The organism is Sphingomonas sp. NPDC079357 (genome assembly GCF_044901155.1).
Classification (GTDB): domain Bacteria; phylum Pseudomonadota; class Alphaproteobacteria; order Sphingomonadales; family Sphingomonadaceae; genus Sphingomonas.
Map to the genome: position 1 here is coordinate 1 of NZ_JBJDOM010000001.1, position 20,865 is coordinate 20,865.

General features: G+C 64.5%; 17 protein-coding genes, 1 tRNA gene and 1 pseudogene. 8 read left to right on the top strand and 11 right to left on the bottom strand.

The features are described 5' to 3' along the window. Positions 1–443: 443 nt before the first annotated feature. Together ACI2JO_RS00005 and ACI2JO_RS00010 are read right to left on the bottom strand one after the other, a co-directional pair. Positions 444–1,787 (bottom strand): ATP-binding protein, encoded by a 1,344-nt coding sequence (locus ACI2JO_RS00005; protein ID WP_404718718.1) that lies wholly within the window; start codon positions 1,785–1,787, stop codon positions 444–446. A 15-nt stretch (positions 1,788–1,802) separates the two neighbouring features. Beyond that, on the bottom strand, positions 1,803–2,489 hold the full coding sequence (locus tag ACI2JO_RS00010) for a winged helix-turn-helix domain-containing protein (RefSeq protein WP_404720292.1): 687 nt from the start codon (positions 2,487–2,489) through the stop codon (positions 1,803–1,805). Positions 2,490–2,514: 25 nt separating this feature from the next. Here ACI2JO_RS00010 and ACI2JO_RS00015 point away from each other — a divergent pair, with 25 nt between their 5' ends. The 5 genes from ACI2JO_RS00015 (at position 2,515) to ACI2JO_RS00035 (ending at position 8,850) form a co-directional block, all read left to right on the top strand. Next, positions 2,515–2,907 carry a hypothetical protein gene (locus ACI2JO_RS00015; RefSeq protein WP_404718719.1) on the top strand — a complete coding sequence of 131 codons (393 nt, stop codon included), beginning with the start codon at positions 2,515–2,517 and terminating at the stop codon, positions 2,905–2,907. Between the two features lie 228 nt (positions 2,908–3,135). After that, positions 3,136–6,441 (top strand): glycosyltransferase, encoded by a 3,306-nt coding sequence (locus ACI2JO_RS00020; protein WP_404718720.1) that lies wholly within the window; start codon positions 3,136–3,138, stop codon positions 6,439–6,441. After that, positions 6,438–7,895, top strand: coding sequence for a serine hydrolase domain-containing protein (locus tag ACI2JO_RS00025; RefSeq protein ID WP_404718721.1), 1,458 nt, complete (start codon positions 6,438–6,440; stop codon positions 7,893–7,895). The genes ACI2JO_RS00020 and ACI2JO_RS00025 overlap by 4 nt, the downstream gene beginning before the upstream one ends. Beyond that, positions 7,895–8,752 carry a hypothetical protein gene (locus tag ACI2JO_RS00030; protein ID WP_404720293.1) on the top strand — a complete coding sequence of 286 codons (858 nt, stop codon included), beginning with the start codon at positions 7,895–7,897 and terminating at the stop codon, positions 8,750–8,752. The genes ACI2JO_RS00025 and ACI2JO_RS00030 overlap by 1 nt, the downstream gene beginning before the upstream one ends. Before the next feature lie 22 nt (positions 8,753–8,774). Continuing rightward, positions 8,775–8,850 (top strand) — tRNA-Thr (locus ACI2JO_RS00035). Positions 8,851–8,960: 110 nt separating this feature from the next. On the opposite strand, the pseudogene ACI2JO_RS00040 reads toward ACI2JO_RS00035, so the two are convergent. Then, positions 8,961–9,158 (bottom strand): annotated as a pseudogene (locus ACI2JO_RS00040) (DapH/DapD/GlmU-related protein); the annotation flags it as partial. On the opposite strand from ACI2JO_RS00040, the gene ACI2JO_RS00045 reads away from it, so the two are divergent. The 3 genes from ACI2JO_RS00045 to ACI2JO_RS00055 all read left to right on the top strand — a co-directional run bounded on the left by ACI2JO_RS00045 (position 9,102) and on the right by ACI2JO_RS00055 (position 10,828). Continuing rightward, positions 9,102–9,284, top strand: coding sequence for a hypothetical protein (locus ACI2JO_RS00045; protein ID WP_404718722.1), 183 nt, complete (start codon positions 9,102–9,104; stop codon positions 9,282–9,284). The pseudogene ACI2JO_RS00040 and the gene ACI2JO_RS00045 sit on opposite strands and share 57 nt — an antisense overlap. 267 nt (positions 9,285–9,551) lie before the next feature. Continuing rightward, positions 9,552–10,250: an endonuclease/exonuclease/phosphatase family protein gene (locus ACI2JO_RS00050; RefSeq protein ID WP_404720294.1), complete on the top strand. Its 699-nt coding sequence runs from the start codon at positions 9,552–9,554 to the stop codon at positions 10,248–10,250. 236 nt (positions 10,251–10,486) lie between these two features. Then, positions 10,487–10,828 (top strand): SWIB/MDM2 domain-containing protein, encoded by a 342-nt coding sequence (locus ACI2JO_RS00055; protein WP_404718723.1) that lies wholly within the window; start codon positions 10,487–10,489, stop codon positions 10,826–10,828. A 31-nt stretch (positions 10,829–10,859) separates the two neighbouring features. Here the strand turns inward: ACI2JO_RS00055 and mprF are convergent, their stop codons facing one another. The 8 genes from mprF to ACI2JO_RS00095 all read right to left on the bottom strand — a co-directional run bounded on the left by mprF (position 10,860) and on the right by ACI2JO_RS00095 (position 20,667). Next, positions 10,860–13,430, bottom strand: a complete 2,571-nt coding sequence (gene mprF / locus ACI2JO_RS00060; RefSeq protein ID WP_404718724.1) for a bifunctional lysylphosphatidylglycerol flippase/synthetase MprF — start codon at positions 13,428–13,430, stop codon at positions 10,860–10,862. Continuing rightward, the gene (locus tag ACI2JO_RS00065) at positions 13,423–13,863 is read right to left on the bottom strand and encodes a DUF2147 domain-containing protein (RefSeq protein WP_404718725.1); all 441 of its coding nucleotides are present in this window, start codon (positions 13,861–13,863) and stop codon (positions 13,423–13,425) included. The genes mprF and ACI2JO_RS00065 overlap by 8 nt, the downstream gene beginning before the upstream one ends. A gap of 90 nt (positions 13,864–13,953) precedes the next feature. Continuing rightward, a complete protein-coding gene (locus ACI2JO_RS00070) occupies positions 13,954–14,682 on the bottom strand; it encodes an AcvB/VirJ family lysyl-phosphatidylglycerol hydrolase (protein ID WP_404718726.1) in 729 nt (242 codons plus the stop codon). Between the two features lies 1 nt (position 14,683). Beyond that, positions 14,684–14,965 carry a hypothetical protein gene (locus tag ACI2JO_RS00075; RefSeq protein WP_404718727.1) on the bottom strand — a complete coding sequence of 94 codons (282 nt, stop codon included), beginning with the start codon at positions 14,963–14,965 and terminating at the stop codon, positions 14,684–14,686. Positions 14,966–15,153: 188 nt separating this feature from the next. Then, positions 15,154–16,641 carry a Ppx/GppA family phosphatase gene (locus tag ACI2JO_RS00080; protein WP_404718728.1) on the bottom strand — a complete coding sequence of 496 codons (1,488 nt, stop codon included), beginning with the start codon at positions 16,639–16,641 and terminating at the stop codon, positions 15,154–15,156. Then, complete coding sequence (locus ACI2JO_RS00085; protein ID WP_404718729.1) at positions 16,638–18,824, bottom strand: RNA degradosome polyphosphate kinase; 2,187 nt, start codon at positions 18,822–18,824, stop codon at positions 16,638–16,640. Before ACI2JO_RS00085 ends, ACI2JO_RS00080 begins: the two co-directional genes overlap by 4 nt. Continuing rightward, entirely contained in the window at positions 18,821–19,441 is a 621-nt protein-coding gene (locus ACI2JO_RS00090) for a chromosomal replication initiator DnaA (RefSeq protein ID WP_404718730.1), read from the bottom strand. Before ACI2JO_RS00090 ends, ACI2JO_RS00085 begins: the two co-directional genes overlap by 4 nt. Further along, positions 19,438–20,667 carry a heavy-metal-associated domain-containing protein gene (locus ACI2JO_RS00095; protein ID WP_404718731.1) on the bottom strand — a complete coding sequence of 410 codons (1,230 nt, stop codon included), beginning with the start codon at positions 20,665–20,667 and terminating at the stop codon, positions 19,438–19,440. Before ACI2JO_RS00095 ends, ACI2JO_RS00090 begins: the two co-directional genes overlap by 4 nt. Positions 20,668–20,865: the final 198 nt, after the last annotated feature.

Below are 20,865 nucleotides of genomic sequence, written 5' to 3' on the forward strand. Positions count from 1 at the left end.
CTTAACTTCTGACGAACCCCATGCACCTTGAATGCACAGAACCCGCAGAGCCGCCGCCCACATGTCCCTTCATCTTACCTACAATGTCAAAGAGCGGCAAAAACCGGCGCCACCCTCACGCCTACCTTTCGGTAGCTGAGGCCAGCGCCTATCCTTGCGATCACCGCGGCGATCCAGAACCGGAAGAACCAGTCCGCCGCTGCGGTGACACCCATCTAGGGGAGGCGCCTGAGCGCGTAAAGCCCTTTTTTGCAGTTTTTGTCAAAAAAGTGGAACGACGAAAGCTGCCGGGCTTTATAGGCGCCTCAAACTGCCCCTGCACGCGAAGGCCTCTACGTGGCTGGCACGGCGGCAAGGTGCTCGATTTCCCTCTTGCTCACCGGCTGCACCGAGACGCGAACTGATCAGCCAAAAAAATCGGCCTTGCCTGAGTTCGCGCTCGGTCAAGACTGCGGGAAAGTGATCGTGACCGACAGCCCCGGCGCGGCATCTGCAAGAACTAACACCCCGTCGTGAAGCCGCGCCACCGCAGCCGCAAGCGAAAGGCCTAACCCCGCCCCGCCGCCTTGCCGCGCATCATCCAAGCGGCCGAAGCGCCGAAGTGCATCCTCGTGCCGTGCTCGCGGTATACCCGTGCCACGATCAGCGATCGTCAGCGCAACCGACGTATCGTCGGACCGTAGGGCGAGCGTGATCGGTCCCGCGCCGTATTTCAGTGAATTGTCGATAATGTTGCCGAGCGCCTGCGCCAGCAGTTCGCGGTGCACCGATACAAGGCAGGTGCGCCCGACGTTGACCGACAGGCTGCGGCCCTGATCCTCCGCAAGCGGCGCATACATTTCGCAGATGGCCTCCAGCTCGGCTGCCAAGTCGACAATGGTGAAATATTCGCGCCCGATCCCCGCCTCAGCCCGAGTTATGCTAAGCGCGGTCTGCACGAGCGCGAACAGCCGATCGGCCTCCGCCAGCGCGCGGTCGAGGGACTCGACCGCCGCCGGATCACGAACCCGGACGGCCGCCCGCTCGAGCACCACCCGCAGGCGCGTCAGCGGCGACTTCAGATCATGCGCCAAGCCGTCGGTGGCCATGCGCAATTCGCCCATCAACGTCTCGACACGCTCAAGCGCACCGTTGATCGCCACACCGAGCGTCGCCAGCGCGTCACGCGATCCGTCGGCGGGCACGCGCGCCCCCAGATCGCCCGCTGCCACCGCGTTTAGCGCCGCGAGCGGCTCCTCAAGACGCGCAACGATCGTGCGTGCGGCGATCCACGCCGCCAGTGCCGCGAAGATCAGCGCCAACGGCAGCGCCACGCCGCTCACCTGTTCCAGCATCCGCATCGCGCGCAGCTCGCCGGCGACGATGGTCCCGACCAATAATCGTTCGCCACCCGGGAGACGATTTGCCTCGACGTGCATTGGCTCGGCGATGGTCAACCCAGACCTATACAGCGTCACATCGGTTGCAAGACCGTCGCGAACGACACTCGGCGGCCAGGCGTCAAGATTGCCTGCCAGTCGCGCGCCATTTCGGTCGACGAGCAACAACACCGTTCCCGGCGTAATCAATTGCCCGGTGCGCAGCGCCACCTCGCGACGTAAACCCCCGGCTCCGCCGGCCGCGTAACTGGCACGCAGATCGTCTCTAAGCACCGCCACGGTGCGCTGCGCGTCGACCTGCAGCTGTCGGCGAACCGCCATACCGATCGTCACGATCAACGCTGCGGCACTGACCATCTGCAGTAGAAACACCAGCGCGGCGAAGCGGAAGGTTGCGGAGCGCAACATCGTGAGCGACCGACCTTACGGATCGAGACCGAGCCGGTACCCTGCCCCTCGCACGGTATGCAGCAGCGGCCGGTCGAAGCCGTCGTCCACCTTTTTCCGCAAGCGGCTGAGATGCACGTCGATCACGTTCGTTCCGGGATCAAAGTGATAGTCCCAGACCCCTTCCAGCAGCATCGTGCGAGTCACGACCTGATCAACATGACGCAGCATGAATTCGAGCAGCCGGAACTCACGCGGCTGCAGGTCAATGGCCTTGCCGGCGCGTTTGGTGCGTCGGGCAAGCAGGTCCATTTCAAGATCACCGCAGCGCAGCACCGTTTCGACCGCCTTGGCCGCACCCCCGCGCCGGATCAGCAGCCGGATGCGCGCAAGCAACTCAACGAACGCGAAAGGCTTGGTGAGGTAATCGTCGGCCCCGTTGGTCAGGCCGTGAATGCGATCGTCCGCGGCGCCAAGTGCCGACAGAACGATCACCGGCGTATCGATCCCGGCAGCCCGCACCGCACCAAGAACGCCCATGCCGTCGATGCCGGGCAACATACGGTCGAGCACGATGCAATCGTACGTGCCGTCGGTCGCGTGGAACAGGCCATCGCGTCCGTTTGCCGCGCGATCGACAACGAATCCTTCTTCGGTCAGCCCGCGCGCGACGAAGTCGGCGGTGGCGTCATCATCCTCGATCAGCAGGACCTTGTTGGCCACGCCCGTCTCCCCCGCCTGCGTCCAGATGCAGGTCGACCTCTCTCTTGCCGCGACGGACACGAATGTCGAGACTTTGCCCGAGCAAAGCGTGATCCGCGGCCTCTACGTCGGGGACCGGCGTACCGCCGACGGTCTCGATCACGTCGCCCACCAGCAACCCGCCCCGTCGCGCGGCACCAGTCGCGCGAACGCTGTCGACCACTACCGCGGCACCTCCGAAAGGCGCCAGCGTGGCGCCGATCCGCTCGCTCCCGCGCGGACCGCCCGCGTGCGTTCCGAGCGAGCGGGACCAGAACAGACCACCTATTATGGCGGCAAGGATCACGAGCAGCGCCAACAAGCCGACCGCCCGCAGATCGGGATCGACTGCCGTAGCAAAACCGTCGCGCATCTGATGCTGCCGGGGCGGCATGGTTGACATGACATGAACCTCCGACGGCAACCCCTAACCGTTTGTGACTCGACGCAAGATGAGCCGTTCATGACCGATCGGTCATGAACGCGGATGACCGAAAGGTAATTTGCCCATCACGCTATCTCCATTGATCGGCATCTATACCCCCGATCCTTGGGCAATCTGCCCGTCGGGAGTTGATTCGTGATCGTGAACACCGTCGTCGCGGCGACGCGGGGAGCCCGCTGAGCCATGACCCTGCCGATTTTTTTTGACCCCACCGGCCGGCGCAGCCGTTTGTCGAAGCGGGTGCTGGCGGCGCTGCTGGTGCTCATCGTCATCAGCTCTGCGGTCTTCGCGCTCACGCTGATCCGGGTTCCTCGCGGACGCGATCTGGCCTTGCCGTTGCCGCAGCCGCGCGCTGCCGCATTGAGGATGGAAAAGTCGCTCGGTCGTGGCATCGCCGGATGGCTGCCGCATCGGCCGGCCGCCGCCGATCCGCACTCCCCGCTTTCGATCGGTTTCTACGTTCCCGGCGACGACGCCAGCATCGCGTCGCTGCGCCGGCACAGCGCCAGCCTCGATTGGGTCGTCCCCGCAACGATCAGCGTGTCGGGGCCATCGCACAAGGTCGATCTCGTGCCTGATCCCGCCTTCGACCGCATGATCGCTGCAATGAAGCATCCCCCGAAGGTGTTGCCGATGGTGCAGAACTTTGGCGATCGCGACTGGGATGGCGCAGGCGCCGCGGCGTTGCTGCACGACCCACGCGCCGCGGACGCGTTCGCGCGCAAGCTCGGCCGCTATGTCACGATGACCCGTCGCGCCGGGCTGGTCATGGACTTCGAGACACTGCCCGCCCAATCGATGAGCGATTATCAGCGCTTCCTTCGGCAGGTGCGGGCCGCAATGCCCAAGGGCGCACAGCTCGCCGTGACGGTGCCGGCCGAAGACGATGCCTGGCCACTCGCCGCGCTTGCGCGCGTCTCCGATCGGCTAATCTTCATGGCTTACGACCAGCATTGGGAGGGCGGCACCCCCGGCCCGATCGCCGGTCAGGCGTGGTTCGTCGATCAGGTCGCCAAAGCGATCCGCACCGTCGGTCGCGACAAGCTGGTCGTGGCGCTCGGCAGCTACGGTTATGACTGGCACGGCGACGACACCGATGCGTTGTCGATCGAGGACGCCTGGCTCGCCGCGCACGACAGCCAGGCGCCGGTCATGTTCGATCGGAACGCCGGGAACGCGGGGTTCGCCTATGACGAAGACGGGCAGCGCCATACCATCTGGATGCTCGACGCCGCGACGAGCTGGAATGAACTCGTCGCGCTCAAGCACCTTGGCATCGACGATGTCGCCTTGTGGCGATTGGGTAGTGAGGATCCGGGCTTCTGGGCCGACCTCACCGCCTGGCGGACCGGCGGAAAGCCCGACCTGTCCGCGCCGCGCGCCTTGCTGAACGCCGACGTTGAGGGCAGCGGCGAGATCCTGCGCATCACCGCGACGCCGACCCCGGGCGTGCGCCAAGTGACGCATGACCGGAACGGCATCATCACCGATGAACATTATGTGGCCTTGCCCACCCCGTTCGTCGTTCGCCGAACCGGTGCGCAAGATCCGAAGATGCTGGCGCTCACCTTCGACGATGGCCCCGACCCGACCTGGACGCCGAAGATCCTTAAAGAGCTTGAACAGGCTGAAATCCCCGGCACCTTCTTCGTCATTGGCCAAAATGCCCTTCAGGAGCCGGGCCTCCTCAACCGCATCATCGCGGACGGCGGCGAGATCGGCAACCACACCTACAGCCATCCAAATCTGGCGGCGGTCTCGGATCGGCAGGCACAGCTGGAGATCAACACCACACAGCGGTTGGTGGAGGCATATACGGGGCGTCGCATGACGCTGTTCCGCGCACCCTATTTCGGTGACGCTGAACCGACCACGACGGACGAACTCGGGCCGGCGCTGATCGCGCAAAATCTCGGCTACACGGTCACGGGGCTGCACGTCGATCCCGACGACTGGGCACGCCCCGGCACCGATACAGTCGTCGAACAAGTGCTCGATCAGGTGCACAATGCCACGTCGACCAGTTCGGGCAACATCATCCTGCTTCATGACGGCGGAGGCGACCGATCGGAAACCGTCGCCGCGCTCCCTCGGATCATCAGCACGCTGAAGGGCGAAGGCTATCGCTTCGTCACCGTGTCACAATTGGCCGGACTCAACCAAGCGCAGGCAATGCCGAAAGTCGAGGGGCGCGACCTGCTCGCCGTCCGCACCGACGTGGCGATGTTCGTGGTGCTCGCGGGGATCGTCGCGCTGATTGGGTGGCTTTCGTATCTGGCGATCGGGCTTGGGATGGCGCGCGCGGTCCTGATGGCGGCGCTCGCCTGGGTCCAGAGCCGACGTCGTCGCGGCGAACCACCCGTCTACCGGCCTACCGTCTCGGTCATCATTCCGGCCTTCAACGAGGAGCGGGTGATCGCCAGTTCGGTAGCGCGCGTGCTGTTGAGCGACTATCCCGACCTGCAGGTCATCGTCGCTGACGATGGTTCGCGCGACGGCACCAGCGCGGCCGTGTCAGCCGCATTCGCCGACGATCCGCGCGTCACGCTGCTGACGCTACAGAACGGCGGCAAGGCGGCGGCGCTTAATCGCGCACTTCTTCAGGCTACCGGCGAGGTCGTGATCGCGCTCGACGCGGATACGCAGTTCGAGCCCGAGACGATCACGCGCCTGGTCCGCTGGTTCGCGGACCCGAGGCTTGGCGCGGTGGCCGGCGACGCGCGGGTCGGCAATCGCGTCAATCTCGTAACTCGTTGGCAGGCCATCGAATATATCACCGCGCAGAACCTCGAACGTCGCGCGCTGGCCGGCTTCGATGCGATGACGGTGGTGCCGGGTGCGGTCGGCGCATGGCGGCGCGCGGCGCTCGACGCCGTCGGCGGCTACCCCGAAGACACGCTCGCCGAAGATCAGGATCTTACGATTGCGATCCAGCGTGCCGGGTGGCGGGTCACCTACGATCCGCGCGCGGTGGCCTGGACGGAGGCTCCCGAAACCTTCCGTGCACTCGCCAAGCAACGCTACCGCTGGGCGTTCGGGACGCTGCAATGCCTGTGGAAGCATCGCGCTATCCTGCGCAAGCGCAAGCCTTCCGGGCTGGCGCTGGTCGGCTTGCCGCAGGCTTGGCTGTTCCAGATCCTGTTCGCCGCCATCTCGCCGTTGATCGACTTGACCCTGGTGTTGTCGATCGTGGGAACAGCGCTGCGTATCCACCAGCACGGCTGGGCGCAGACCAGCGGGGACGTCAGCAAGATGGGACTTTACTGGCTGGCCTTTACCGCGGTCGAGGTGCTGTGCGGCTGGATCGCCTTCCGCCTCGACGGCCGCAAGGAGCGCTACCCCGCTTTCCTGCTGATCGCGCAACGGCTGGTCTATCGCCAGATCATGTACGGCGTGGTGATCCGCGCCATTTCATCTGCGGTGCGCGGCATGGTGGTCGGCTGGGGCAAACTTGAGCGGACCGGCCGGGTCGCGGCCCCCGTTCAATGACCGGCAGGCGGCTTCGGCGCGTGCGCCGGAGCCGCGAGGCACCCATTCCCGCATTGCCGTGCGTGGCTTGGAATGGGAAGAACGCTGGCATGCGTCGCGTTCTCCTGCTTTCCGCCTTGATCCTGTCATCTGCGCCGGCACTGGCCCAGTCGCCGCAGTCGGTGCGCGCCGATGATCGCGCCAACTGGGTGCGCGCCGTGGCTGCCGGTTACAAGGCGGCCTTCCTGTGTGGCGGCATCTTCAACGCCGGCCGCAGCGAGCGACAGGTGGAGGCTGTCGAACTCAAGGGCATCTATCCCGAGTATGAAGGTATCGTTCCCACGCTCACTGCCCGTATCGACCGGCGGCGGGGGCTTGTCAGCGTCGCGTTCGACCGGCAACTCCAGCCACGTCATGCGACATGGCGCAAGGGCCGTGGCTGCACGCTGGCGCCGATCGGCGCACCGCCGCTGAGTAGCGATCGTATTCCCCCTGCCCCGCCCGCTGGTCCCGATCCACGTGCATGGCCAATGGGCGACGGTGGATTAGCGCCACGCCCCTCGGCGGCGCTGGAGCGCGTCGTAGAGCGTGCCTTTGGCAGCACGTATGGCGGCGGCACTGACACCCTCGGGGTGGTTGTGGTCCGTGACGGCAGCGTGATCGCCGAACGCTATCGCGACGGTTTCGGCCCGTTTGTCGCCAATCGCACCTGGTCCGTCGCCAAGAGTATTACCGGCACGCTGGTCGGCATGAGCGGTGTCGATCCGAACCGGCCCGCCGACATTCCTCAATGGAGGAGTCGATACGGTGCCGATCCGCGCGGCCGTATCACGCTCGATCATCTGTTGCGGATGTCGTCGGGTTTGCACAGTGACACCGCCGGCAATCGCACCGACGCGATCTACTTCGGCGGCACCACCGTCAGAGAACAGGTACCAGCCTGGCCGCTTTCCTCGCGACCGGGCGAGCGGTTCCGCTACGCGAACAACGATATTTTGCTGGCGGCACAGTCGCTGCGAGCCACCCTTGGCGATGTGCGCTACCGTGCATTGCCGCAGCGGCTTTTTACCGCACTTGGCATGCGCCACACCGTAGCCCAGAGCGACTGGCAAGATGATTTCATCGCCTCCAGCGACATGTGGACGACCGCTCGAGATCTCGCCCGGCTTGGCCAGTTCTGGTTGCAGGACGGTATCTGGCAGGGTCGTCGCCTGCTTCCGGCGGGCTGGATGCGCTACATGACCACCGCGAAGGCCCCGCAGCCGGAGCGAAGCGAAGGCTATGGCGCGTCGATCTGGCTGTTCGGCCCGGCACAGGGCCTGCCGGCCGGCAGCTATTCCGCCCAAGGGAATCGCGGCCAATATGTCATGGTGGTCCCCGCGCACCGTCTGGTTGTCGTCCGACGTGGCGAGGATCCCGGCGCAGCCCGTTTCGACGTGGCGCGCTTCACTGCCGACGTGATTGCCGCTCCTTGATCACGCCCGACCGTTTCACCCGCTTCGCGGCGATCGACTGGTCTGGCGCCCGCGGCGGACGCCACAAGGGAATTGCGGTCGCCTGTTGCAGCGCCGGCACCGCCTCGCCGGTTCTGGTCGCCCCACCCACGGGCACCGCCTGGTCGCGCACCGAGGTGCTCGACTGGCTGCTCGCGCAAGACTCGGAGCCCGTCCTCGTCGGTTTCGACTTCAGCTTCGCTGCTCCGTTCGTTGCGCGCGGCGCGCATCTTCCCGGCGAGACCGACACCGCCGATGCCAGAAGCCTCTGGGCCTATGTCGACGCACGATCCGCCGGTTGTGATCTGGGCGCCGCTGATTTCGTGGAGGCTCGACGCGGCACCCATTTCTATCTCGGTGCAAATGACGGTGCGAAGCGTGACTTTTTGCACTGGCGCGTCTGCGAGCAGCACGGCGATGGTACGACTAAGCCGTCGACGGTTTACGATGCGATCGGAGCAGCACAGGTCTCCAAGGCGAGTTTCGCCGGCATGCGCCTGCTTCACCGCCTTGATGGCCGTATTCCGGTCTGGCCGTTCGATCCGGTCCCCGAAGCCGGCGCAATGGTTGTCGAAATCTACACTGCCATCGCGGCGCGAGCGACGGGATTGCGTGCCGGACGCAGCAAGGTGCGGGACGGCGCATCACTCGACGCTGCCCTGCGTATGCTAGGCAGCGCTCCCCACGCACCGCTCGCCGCCTACACCGATCATGCAACCGACGCACTGATGACCGCCGCATGGATGCGCCACGTTGTTGGTGATCCTGCCTTATGGCAACCCGCAGCAATGACACCTGCCGTCGCCGCGACAGAGGGCTGGACGTTCGGCGTTCGCTGACGCATGGAGAGCGTGACGGCTGGCCGGTTTAGCTCAGCTGGTAGAGCAGCGGTTTTGTAAACCGAAGGTCGCGGGTTCGATTCCTGCAACCGGCACCACCGTCATCCACATCGACCTGACCGTTGAGTCCCATCTCACCGTTCTGGCCTATTTCCGCCGCCGGAACCCCTGCAACCCTGCTGTGTGGCGGCACATCCTTGCGCACGAGCGATCCCGCTGCGACGACACTGCCTCTGCCGATTGTGACTCCCGGGAGGATCACGCAGCGGCAACCGATCCACACCCCGTCTTCCACGATAATCGGTGCGCGCTTCAGCGCACCCGCGCGGCGTGTTGGCGGTCCAATCTCGTGATCGGCTGTGACGAAGGCGGTATGGTGGCCCACCACCACGTCATCCCCGAGCACGACTGGCGCGGACAGGTCGAAAAAGCAGCTGCGATTGATGAAAACGCGATTGCCGATCCGCAATCCATAGCCATTCACCCGCCCACCGCCCTTGATTGTCGGCCTTTTTCCAAAGCTAAAGGCTAACGGGTAATAGACGTACGCCCTGATCCTCGAGCTGAACGGATCATCCGGCAACACCGATGCGACGCCGTTGACCATCGCGACCCACCACGCCCGCGCCGTAGCACGAATCATTACTTCCCCCGCATCACATAAACTTAGGTCATGCATTGTAATGACCAAGCAATTCGCCGCGTTGCTTTTACCCCTCCTCGGCGGTTAAGTCGCCAACGATCCTCGTTTGCATGCTTTGCCCTGCAACCCACGCCCCGTTCAGTCGTTTCGCCGGCAATGAGGTTGAAAGTCGCCAGCTACAATATTCGCAAGGCGATCGGCACCGATCGTCGTCGCAGCCCGGAAAGGGTCCTTCAGGTGCTGCGCGAGATCGACGCGGACCTCGTCGCATTGCAGGAGGCGGATCGCCGGTTCGGGCAGCGCGCCGCTGTTTTGACTCCGCATCTGCTGGAGGAGCACAGCGACTGGCAGGCTGTTGGGCTGGGGACGCGTGCCGCCAGCATGGGATGGCATGGAAACGCAATCCTTGTTCGCAAGTCGGCGCGTATTCTCGACTGTGAGCAATTGCACTTGCCTGCGCTGGAACCCCGCGGTGCCGTCTCGGCGGAGATCGCGCTTGGTGGTGTCTCGGTACGCATTGTCGGCATGCATCTCGACCTGTCGGGGTTATGGCGTCGTCGTCAGGCGGCGGCCATTCTGTCGCATGTCGCATCCAGTGTCCGCTCGATGCCGACTGTAATGATGGGTGACCTCAACGAATGGAGCCGAGCCGCAGGATGCCTGCGCGACTTCGGCTCATCGTTCCGGTTTGCGGATACCGGCGCGAGTTTTCACGCGCGACGTCCGATTGCCCGCCTCGACCGTATCATGGTTTCACCCGAGTTGCGGATCGACGCCTGCGGGGTTCATCAATCCCCTGCCGCCCGGATCGCCTCAGACCATCTGCCGATCTGGGCCGAACTCACCGACACCTGATTACCTGGCGGACCGGCCGCCTAGGTGAGCATGGAAGGCTGAACATCCCGGGGTCGGACATGGTCCAAAAAGCTTCGTTGCACAGCCCTCGCGCCCGCCGGAGCCGTCGCCGCGACCTTCCGTCTCGTGCTTCCTTGTGCAGAGGGCCAAAACCACTGATAAGACGTAATCAGGATGAACTTGCGCCGCACCCGGGTGTTGCGCCATCCAAGAGTAATTCAGGAAGGGAGCTTAACATGGCGAAGTCGGCGGAAAAACGCGGCAAGGACGAAACCAAGGCCGCGGAGAAGAAGGTCAAATCGACCGGCAAGCCCGCCGGCGGCGCACGCGGCGGGATCACCGCGCCCGTCACCCCCTCGGCCGATCTGGCCGAAATCGTCGGCAAGAACGACCTGCCGCGTAGCGAGGTCGTGAGCAAGGTGTGGGAATACATCAAGAAGCACGATCTGCAGGACGCCAAGGACCGTCGCCAGATCAACGCGGACGACAAGCTGGAGAAAATCTTCGGCAAGAAGTCCGCCAGCATGTTCGAGATGAACAAGTTTCTCAGCGCACATCTTACCGCCAAGAAAAGCTGATACAGGAAGTCCACGCGCTCGCCGCTGTCGATCACGACGCGGCGGGTGCGTGCCCGATCAGTCGCGACAAGTCCCGCAAGCTGCGGATCATCCCAATCCCCTTTGGTCCGGCGATGTAGCGCGGCTCCCAGCGGGGGGCGAATTTTTCCTTGTAGCTACGCAGTCCGCGGAAGCCGTAGAAGCGCTCTCCGTGATTGAAGATCAGTGATGCCGCGCGCGCCCAGGCCGGCGCCAGCCGCCGCCCCGAAATGCCGGACAGCGGCGCAATGCCAAGTGAGAAGCGCTGATAGCCACGGTCCTTGGCCCATTGCAGGATATTGACAAACAGGAAGTCCATCGTGCCATGCGGGGCATCGTCACGGTGCCGCATTAGGTCGACTGACGCCTCGGCCTGGTTCTGGGTCAGCCACAGATTGGCGAAAGCGGCGATCCGCTCACCATCCATCACCAGCGCCACGTCGAAGCGCTGCATGTAGTCGCGGCTGAAATGGCCGAGACTGAAGCTCTTTTCAGCATGCCCCTTGGCGCGCATCCATTCGTCCGAAATCTCCGCTAGCTCGTCGACCACCACCGGGACCGCCGCAGCAGGAACGATCCGGAACGTGAGTCCCCGCCGGGCCGCCGCCCGCTCCGCCTTGCGCACCGATCGCAGGCGCGGCGTTTCCAGCGTGAAATTGGGCAGGTCGACGATCGCTTCCTCGCCATATTTGATGACGTGAAGCCCCATGCCGATCGCCAGCTCCAGCACCGGCCCTGTCACCTGGTACAGCATCAATCGACCCTGCGCCTGATCGGCCTTGTCGCGAATCCGCCACAGCAATTCCGGCCAGTCGTCGCTGGAACCGACCGGATCGCCCATTACGATCCAGCTCGCGCCACGCACTTGATACATCAGCATCGCCGCGCCGGACTCAGCAAAGAGCAACCGCTTGTCGTCGATCATCGCGAGCATCGCGTCGGTGCGGTCGGCGAGGCCGAGCACGTGGGCGCGGGCCGCCGGATCGATCGCCCGCGGCTCGGGTGCGCCGGGCGGCTGCATCCAGCGCCAAACCAGCGCCGCGCTGAGCGCCACCGTCGCGGCCAACGTACCGCGCAGGAAGCGAGGCGCATCGCCCTTCAATGCGAAACGCCACCACAAATCGTCTTCGTAGGGGACACGACGATAGGCGAAGAGTCCGATCCACACCGCAGCGGCCAACACGACCAGAACCGCCGACAACCAGCCCGCCGACCAGCGGATTTGGGTCAGCGCGGTGCGTCGATAGAAGGCTCCGCGTGTCCATTGCAGCATCACGGCCAGCGTTAGACACACAATCGCCTCTTCGTAGTCGATGCCCTTGGCCAGCGAGAAGGCCGCGCCCACCAGCAACAGCGCCCGCGTCGCGACGAAGGCACCGTCAAGCCGTCGATAGAGGCCGGGCGCGAGCAACAGCAGCCCGGTGCCGACAAGGCTGCCAGCGATATGGCTCGCCTCGATGAACGGCAACGGCACGATTGATGCCAACGCCCCCATGCGCGCATGAAGCGACGGCAACGAGCCCGACAGGAGCAGCATTGCGCCGCCCATGAAGGTCGCGGCGGAGAGTGCGAGGGGCGCGATCCCATTGGCAACCGCCCGCCCGTCCCGCAGCAATCGCGACGATAGCGGATGGTTGAGCAGGTGGCGCCGTCGCAATCCTTCACGCCACGCGAGGATCGCGACGGCGACAGCCAGCGGCACCAGATAGTAGATGACGCGATAGGCGATCAACGCCGCGAAGGCGACCGAGCGGTCGCCGGGCAACACTGCGAGTACGACCGCCTCGAACACGCCGATACCGCCCGGCACGTGCGCGAGGACCGCCGCGACGATGCCAAGGGCATAGGCGAGGATGAACGCAGGCAGCAGCGACGGCTCGGCACCATGGACGAGCACAAACAGCGCCGCTGCGGCCGTGCCGGTGTCGAGCACCGCCAGCGCGATCTGCGCCAAAGCCTGCGGCACCGTGGGCAGCGGGACACTCAGTCGCCACAGCCGCAACGGGCCGCGGGCATTGCCGCACAGCATGAGACCGGCAATGATCAGCACGAGAGCACTTGCCGCGATCCCGTGCGATACCGCAGCGGGAATCGTGAAGCCCGCAAGATCAATCGGGCCATCGCGTGCCAGCAGCGCGACTGACGCGACCGTGACCACCCCGCTCCAGAAGGTTGCGCTGGCGATGCCAATCACGCGCGCGACATCCGGTCCGTCGAGACCGGCGGCGGTATAGATGCGATATCGCGCCGATCCGCCCGTCAGCAATGACAGACCGAGATTGTGGCTGAGCGTGTAGCTGGTGAAAGACGCCAACGCCGCAACCCTCCATGGCAAGGGGCGACCGATAATCCGGAGCGCGAGAACGTCGTAACCGGTCAGCGTGAGATAGCTGAACGCGGTAAAGCAAAGGGACGCCGCGATCTGCCACGCGGACAAGCCATGTAGCGCCGCGCGAATGTGCGAGAAATGCAGCTCGCGCGTGAGCTGCTGCATCGCGGCGAAGCCAAGCCCGATCAGCACCAATACGGTCACGAGCGACAGGGCGGTGCGATGCCGCGCCAGCCACTCCTTCGCCTCATGCATGAGGAACGTCCGCAATCCGGTGCCATAACTGCGACTTGCAGAGCAGGCCGCCGAGGATACAGCCCTTCACCTTCATCTGATCCGGCCCAACCTGTTGAATGATCGAATAGAAGCGCCGATTCATGTCGGGCACGAACACGGTGCCCGACCACGATCCCGGCTTCTCGACACGGTAATTTTCCAGGAGCGCCGTCCCGATGAGCTTGGGCGTTCCGCCGTCGCGCGCATCAGTCTGCGCTTCCTCGTTCGCCCAGACGATCCAGCCGCACAATCGATCGCCACAGGGTCCGGTACGGACCGCAACGCTCTTGTATGGGTTCATCCATGTGCCGTAGATCGTTGAAGAGGCGGCATTTCCCGGTTGTGCGACGGCGGGCGTGGCAATGACCGTCATGAGCGCGGCAACCGCCGCGGGGAGGCGAAAAGCGAACATGTGTGATCCCCTGTAATCCGCCGATCATAGGCTGCCCTTGATTGCGGGCACGTCGACGACGGCTGAACTATCCGTAATGAAGATGACGGATCAGCGACCGTTGGTGATCGCGGCGCGCAGCGTCCGTGCGATCAGCGGCACGTCGTAGTTCATGAAATGGCCGCCCGGCAGCGCGACGCGTCGGACGTTTGCGCCATGCAGCAAGGGGCACAGACTGGCAGGCTCCCCTTCTCCCTGAATGCAGGTGAGCGGCGCCCAATCGATACGTCGCGCGCTGGGCAGGGCTGGTGCATCGGGTGCACCATCCAGCACGCCTCCGGGGCTTGCCTTGAAAAGCAACGTATTGCCTGGGACGAGCAAAATGATTTGCGCGACAGCCGGGCGCAAACCGCTCGGCAAATGCGCGCTCGCATATTGCAGCATGTCCGCGCCGAACGATTGACCGATCAACACCACCCGGGTCGTACCAGGCGTACGCTCTGCGCGCGCGATCGACGCCGCAACGATCGCTGCCGCCTCGGTCGGCGTGCGACGCGTGCCAAAAGCAGTGAGCGAGTTGAACCCCAGAACGGGTAGTCCATCTTCGTTCAACGCGGTCACCAGCCGCGGGCCCATGCCGGCATTCAGCCCCATGTCGCCGGACAAAAACAGGATCTGCGTGCCGCGCGCCGCCGGCGATGTTCGCGCGATCGCCGGGGAAACCCGCAGGATCGGGCCGCCGAAGTAGCCGAGGTAGCCGACGCCACCCACGACGAGTAGCGCCACCGCGGTGAGCAAGCCGGCGCCGATCGCGAACCAGTTCGCACGCTTCTTCAGCATATCAGGCACTCACGGCATAGGTGATGACGAAACAGGCGGCGGTGAGCAGCAACATCGCGAGAATGAATGTCGCATCCGCTACTTGCTCGAGTCGGTGCAACCACGTTCGCCGTCGCGCATCGGGCGTTCGCACCGCCAAATACGAGGCAAGCATCGCAATCAGGAAGATCAGCGAATCGACCGCAAGCAGATCGTCGGCAAAGCTGGCCCGCTTCCCCCAAGCGATACCGACGTGGAGGAGGCCAATTCCGGTCAGGCATACGCCGACCATCGCCGCCGCCATGGGGCAGATCAGTCGACAGACACGCTCATCAAGCGCCGACTGTGAGCGATGCCGATCAGTAACGTCACGCGGTTGTCGGTCGAGATGAGAAAGATCGCCCATGCTGCGCTTCTGCCCCGCGCGGCTTCGCAACCACCTATCCGCAACATGACTGTTCGGTCATGTTCGCCACCGGTGTCGGCTCTATCTCAGGCCAGCTCGGCCTGTAACCCCATCAGCGCGGCGAGGGCCCGATGGCGTTTCTGTACGGTTTCGCCATAAAGCGCGGGGTCGCCTGGATCGAGCCTGAGGGAACCATGCTGAGCGCTGACCGACGAGCGGGTCAACGGCGCCGCAAGCCCGCCGCTCAGGCGCTGCCCTAGGCGGATGGCGAGCCCCCATTGTGCCGCGCGGCGCAAGCTGGCCTCGCCAGCCAGCGCAGCCAGCGGCGCGGGGCTGTCGATCGCTCCGCCCAGCGCTGTCCAGAGCGCCTGCGCCAGCAGCGCGCGCCCCCGCGCATCGATCGCGACCCAATTGCCGTGGAGCGCGATTTCCACCCCCCGCTCCGCACGAAAATCGGGATTGGCGCGCCAGCCGACATCGGCAAGATGACAGGCCGCGATGCGCAGCCTCGCGTCAGCATGAGGATCGTCGCCGAACAGCGGGGCAATCCAGCGGTCGAGCAGATCTCCATGCTCCGGAAAGCGCCCGCTCCGTCGCCCCTCGTCGCGCGTCGCAACGATCAACGGATCGGCGGCGCGCTGCTCAGGTGAGAGACGCTCGTAGAGTAGCCCCTCGCGCAAGCCATAGGCCGAGACAATGGTGCCGCTGCTCCGCAGATGCTTCAGCATCGCCGCAAGCAAGGCTGCAGCATCAGATAGCGTCGGGATGCGCCCGGACGATAGCCCAGGCACATCCTTCAACCGCGCCTTGCCGACGTGCGATAGCGTGCGACGGAGCCGGGCGATCGTCTGCTGCGACATCGCGTATTGGTGGATCACCGGCAGCGGATAGCGCGTGGCCTCCATGTCCAGCCGCGCCATCGCGCGCCACGACCCGCCGACCAGATAGAAGGGCAGTCCCTTCCCCGTCCCCAGCCACCCGCTCTCGTCCAGCAAGGCACGAACCTGCCGGTCAAGCCGCCCCTTTTCACGCAGCGCGGCGATCCGGAGCACGCCAAGCGGAAAGGATGCGCGCTGGAGCAAGCGGCCACCCCGCACCCTCACCAATTCAAGGCTACCTCCACCCAGGTCGCCGACAATACCATCGGCTTCGGGGATGCCCGACAGCACGCCGTAACCCGCTGCCTCGGCTTCCCTTTCACCGGGAAGAATTTCGACCGTCAGACCTGCCGCCTCCGCGACGGCGATCAGCGCGGCGCCGTTGTCGGCGTCGCGAACCGCTGCCGTTGCCACGGTGCGCAATGTGGTGACATCCATCTCACGGCTCAACGCGGCGAAGCGGTTGAGCGCCGTACGCGCCAGCGCCATTGCCTGCTCGTCGATCGACCCGCTTTCCGCCAAGCTCCGGCCCAAGCCGGCCAGCACCTTCTCGTTGAACAATATGGCCGGCAGCCGTGGAGGGCCCTGATAGACAACCAGACGGATGGAATTGGAGCCAATATCGATGATCGCCGAGCGTGGCTCAGGACGGATGGTCGCGACCACGCCTTCCTCCACGCGCTTGGGCCACCTCAACGCTTGCGCCTTAGCGACAGCACCGGCACCTCGTCGCCGTCCAGAGCGGCCCCTCGTCCCGAAAGTGACGGATTGACCATGAAGTAACGATGCAGATTGAACGGCTTCTCACCAGGCGTGTCGCGAACGTAGCTACCGTCCGCCTCCAATTCCCAGCTCTGTTCATTGTCGATCAGATTGGCCACCATGACTTGATCGAGCACCTGATCATGCACCGTTTCATTATCGAGCGGCAGCAGATATTCGACGCGCCGGTCAAAATTGCGAGGCATCCAGTCGGCTGAGGATATGTAGACCACGGCGCCGTCATTAGGCAGCGCGGCGCCATTGCCGAACGCCGCGATGCGGCTGTGCTCGAGAAAACGCCCGACCACCGACTTGACCCTGATATTATCAGACATGCCCGGCACTTTCGGGCGAAGGCAGCAAATTCCACGAACAATCAGGTCGATCTCGACCCCGGCGCAGCTCGCTTCGTAGAGTTTCTCGATAATGATTGGATCGACCAGCGAATTCATCTTCGCCCAGATCGAACCGGCACGTCCCGCACGAACATGCGCAATCTCGGCGTCGATACACTCCAGCAACCGCTCACGCAGCGAGCGCGGGCTGAGCACCACCATCTCCATGTCGGACGGCTCGACATAGCCGGTGATGTAATTGAACATGCGCGCCGCATCACGTCCGATGCGAGGATTGGCCGTGAAAAAGCTGAGATCCGTGTAGATCTTCGCCGTGATCGGATGATAATTGCCGGTACCAAAATGGCAGTACGTGCGAAACTTGCCGTTCTCGCGCCGGACGACCATCGCCACCTTCGCGTGCGTCTTCCATTCAATGAAGCCATAGACAACCTGCACGCCGGCGCGCTCAAGCGCGCTTGCCCATTGCAGGTTCTGCTCCTCGTCGAAGCGAGCTTTCAGTTCGACAACCGCTGTCACTGACTTGCCTGCCTCGGCGGCGGCGATCAGCGCGCTGATGACGGCCGATTGCTTGCCCGCACGATACAATGTCTGCTTGATAGCGACGACATCCGGGTCGTTTGCCGCCTGTTTGAGGAATGCGAGCACCACATCGAAGGTCTCGTACGGGTGATGGACAATGATGTCCTTGCTTCGGATCGCAGCGAAACAATCCCCTCCAAACTCCCGAATTCGCTCCGGAAATCTCGGTGTAAAAGGGACGAATTTCAGGTCGGGCCGATCTTCGTCCGCCAGAAGGGAGAGATCGCCAATTCCAAGAAACGAGCCCGTCTCGGTCACGATCGTACCGCTGCCGCCCAACTCCTCGCGCAACGCCTGCGCAAGCCGGTCAGGCATAGCCGTTTCCAGTTCGAGGCGGATCACGCGTCCTCGCCGACGCCGCTTGATGGCGTTGGCGAAGTAGCGGACGAGATCCTCGGCCTCCTCCTCAATCTCGATATCACTATCGCGAAGCACCCGGAATTCGGCGGCGCCAAGCACATCATATCCTGGAAAAAGCAAATGGGAGAAGCGCTTGAGGATAGACTCGACGGCGACGTATGATGCTCGATCACTGCCCGGCAGGCGCACGAAACGGGGCATCGCGGCGGGAAGCATCACCAACTCACGGATCGGCTCGGAGTCCGATCGCCGCACCAGATCGAACATTACCGCCATGCCCTTGTTTGGCATAAAGGGAAATGGATGAGCGGGATCAAGCGCTTGCGGCGTGATCACCGGAAACAGTTGCTCTTGAAAATACGTATCGAGCCACGCGCGCTGCTCTCCATCGAGCGACTCGAGTGATTTGCTGCCCAGTACGGAAATACCAGCCTCGTCCATGTCGCGGCGGATATCGCGCCACACCGCCTGCTGGCTCGCCATCAAGGCGTCGGCCTGTTCGACGATCGCCGCCAGTTGCTGCCCGGGCGTAAGGCCGTCAGCAGAACGCGCCTCGACATCCTGGAGTTGCTGACCCTTCAAGCCGGCAACGCGAACCATGAAGAACTCGTCGAGGTTCCCGCCGGAAATCGCGAGAAAGCGAAGCCGTTCGAGCAGAGGATGGGCCGAGTTGCACGCTTCTTCCAGCACGCGGCGATTGAAAGCGAGCCAGGATTGCTCGCGATTGAAGTAGCGGTTACCGTCACGCTGAAGAAATGGGTCGTCCAGCTTCAGCGCCGCTTCGGCATCCTTGCGCGCGATACTCACGGGCCGTGTCATGATGAAAGGTCGCTCCGGTTCCTTGCCGCCTGTTCCGGGTCCAGGGTCTCGCGCGCCAACGGGATCGTCAGCCGGCGGCGCCCTGCCAGCGCGGCACGATCGAGCCTATCGATCGTGTCGATGACGGCGGTGTGACTACGTTCGGTGCGCGCCGTCAACCACGTGATCAGATCGGCGCGCGCGTCGAGATGCCGCCGTGCGAAGCCGTGCTCGAACAATGCCGCGATCAACGTCTCCTCCGGCGGCCCGATCGTCGCTGTGGGGCTCGCCGCGAGGCGAGAACGGAGATCGGGCAGGGACACCTGCCAGTCCGGCATCGTTGCGGCAGCGATCAACAAAAGCGGCCGCGACTCCTCCTGCGCGCGGTTCCAGGCGTGAAACAGCGCGTCTTCGGCGGCGTGATCCGCATCGTCGATGACCGAACCACCGGAACGCGCGGCAAAAATTCGGCCCAGCAGTGATCGGCCAGATTTGGGCGGTCCGGCGAGAACCGCGGTACGTACCGGCCACGTCGCCCAATGTTCAAGCATCCGAACCGCGCGTGCGTTCGATTCGCCCACCAGAAACTCGCCCCGTTCTTCCGCTGGCCACCCAAGCGGCAGCGCGATCTGGTTCATGTCGCCGTCCCGACGCGTGTACTGGGACTTGGCGTCGGTGCCGCGCGCCGAATGCGCAAGGTCGTACCGTTTCCAATGACTTGCCAGCCGCGTGCTTCCAACGCCGCACGCAAGGTCTCGACCGGGCCGGCGTAGCTGACGTTCATTGACGACACCCCGCCGAGCGCAAGGCTGGTGGTGGTGGCGCTGGCGACGCCGGGTACGCCGCGCAGCGTCGCCTCGGCTCCCGTGACGGCACCAACATCCGGGCTATCATATTGAACTGTCACTGCAAGTGATGGCGCGATCAACGCCGGATCGCCTGCAAGAACGTCGGACACTTCTTCGGGGGGCTTCTCCACCACCGGCATGATTGGGTTAAGCCCCGGATCCAGCCCGAGATATCCTTCGCGGAGCGCGCGCTGGTATACGTCGTCAAGCCGCTTCACGCCCGCGTCGAGCAGCGCGGGAATCCCCGCCGCGGTGCCGACCCGTAACGAAAAGCGCTGCAAAATACGGTGGTCAGGACCGTAGCGTGCCTCGAAAGCACCGATAACAGGGCCGCCGGGCCATTGCCGGTACAGTTGAACGGTCGGCATCAACACGTCGCTGGCACCATATTGATCGACCAGCGCCCGCCACCAGCCACGATCGGGACGCTGCGTCTGGCCAACGGTGAGGAGCAGCGAGTCGGGCCCGGTGCCGGTCGGACGGACATAATCGATCGCGCTGCTGCCGGTGCGGAAGCGTGCCCAGGCTTCCTGCCACAAGGTGCGCTGTTCGAAGACGGTCCCGACCCCGGTCGACCATTGCACCGGCACCACCAGGAACGGCGACGACCGCGATACCGCTGCGGAGACGCCGAGCAGCCCGGCGGTGCGCGCGCGATCGAACAGCACGCCCAGCCGCGCGACATAACGGTTGGGACCGATCTGCTCGTTCTCGACGACGATGCTGGACACGATCGAGTCGAGCGTTCCGTCGGGCAGCGCGCCTGCGCCCGCTCCCATCCGCTGCGACAGCAAGCTGTAGGCCTTGCGCTGCGCCTCGCGCCAGCCCGCCAGCCGCGCCGCCTCCGCATTGGGACCGGACACGTCGACGCGGACGCCGGCCACCTCGAAGTCGTTGGAACTGTCGACCGCCGCGACTCCGCGATCTCCGCCATCGATCTGCGCGAGCACGCCACGCGTACCCAGCGCGGCGGCAAGAACGGTCAGGACCAGGGCGATCGGAGGGCGATGGCGCATCGCGACGTCTTTTGGCGAAGCAGACGAGGGAATCCAAGCAGGATGTGGCCAGACGCCGAACTCATTCCGGCGAGGTGCTAATCGCCCGGGAGAGGCCAGCGGCAAGGAGCGCAGCCGTGGGGAGACGACGCCACCCCCAAGCCAGCGACGATGTTCGGCAACCTTTCAGGGGTGTCCCCGAAAGGGCGGCCGGATGTT

What these genes read in the sequence shown, in the direction of transcription:
- ACI2JO_RS00025 (WP_404718721.1), top strand. Translation starts at nt 6,438, where the DNA reads ATGACCGGCAGGCGGCTTCGGCGCGTGCGCCGGAGCCGCGAGGCACCC.
- ACI2JO_RS00070 (WP_404718726.1), bottom strand. Translation starts at nt 14,682, where the DNA reads ATGCTGAAGAAGCGTGCGAACTGGTTCGCGATCGGCGCCGGCTTGCTC.
- ACI2JO_RS00095 (WP_404718731.1), bottom strand. Translation starts at nt 20,667, where the DNA reads ATGCGCCATCGCCCTCCGATCGCCCTGGTCCTGACCGTTCTTGCCGCC.
- mprF (WP_404718724.1), bottom strand. Translation starts at nt 13,430, where the DNA reads ATGCATGAGGCGAAGGAGTGGCTGGCGCGGCATCGCACCGCCCTGTCG.
- ACI2JO_RS00015 (WP_404718719.1), top strand. Translation starts at nt 2,515, where the DNA reads ATGCAGGTCGACCTCTCTCTTGCCGCGACGGACACGAATGTCGAGACT.
- ACI2JO_RS00005 (WP_404718718.1), bottom strand. Translation starts at nt 1,787, where the DNA reads ATGTTGCGCTCCGCAACCTTCCGCTTCGCCGCGCTGGTGTTTCTACTG.
- ACI2JO_RS00065 (WP_404718725.1), bottom strand. Translation starts at nt 13,863, where the DNA reads ATGTTCGCTTTTCGCCTCCCCGCGGCGGTTGCCGCGCTCATGACGGTC.
- ACI2JO_RS00050 (WP_404720294.1), top strand. Translation starts at nt 9,552, where the DNA reads ATGAGGTTGAAAGTCGCCAGCTACAATATTCGCAAGGCGATCGGCACC.
- ACI2JO_RS00055 (WP_404718723.1), top strand. Translation starts at nt 10,487, where the DNA reads ATGGCGAAGTCGGCGGAAAAACGCGGCAAGGACGAAACCAAGGCCGCG.
- ACI2JO_RS00020 (WP_404718720.1), top strand. Translation starts at nt 3,136, where the DNA reads ATGACCCTGCCGATTTTTTTTGACCCCACCGGCCGGCGCAGCCGTTTG.
- ACI2JO_RS00085 (WP_404718729.1), bottom strand. Translation starts at nt 18,824, where the DNA reads ATGACACGGCCCGTGAGTATCGCGCGCAAGGATGCCGAAGCGGCGCTG.
- ACI2JO_RS00075 (WP_404718727.1), bottom strand. Translation starts at nt 14,965, where the DNA reads ATGGCGGCGGCGATGGTCGGCGTATGCCTGACCGGAATTGGCCTCCTC.
- ACI2JO_RS00090 (WP_404718730.1), bottom strand. Translation starts at nt 19,441, where the DNA reads ATGAACCAGATCGCGCTGCCGCTTGGGTGGCCAGCGGAAGAACGGGGC.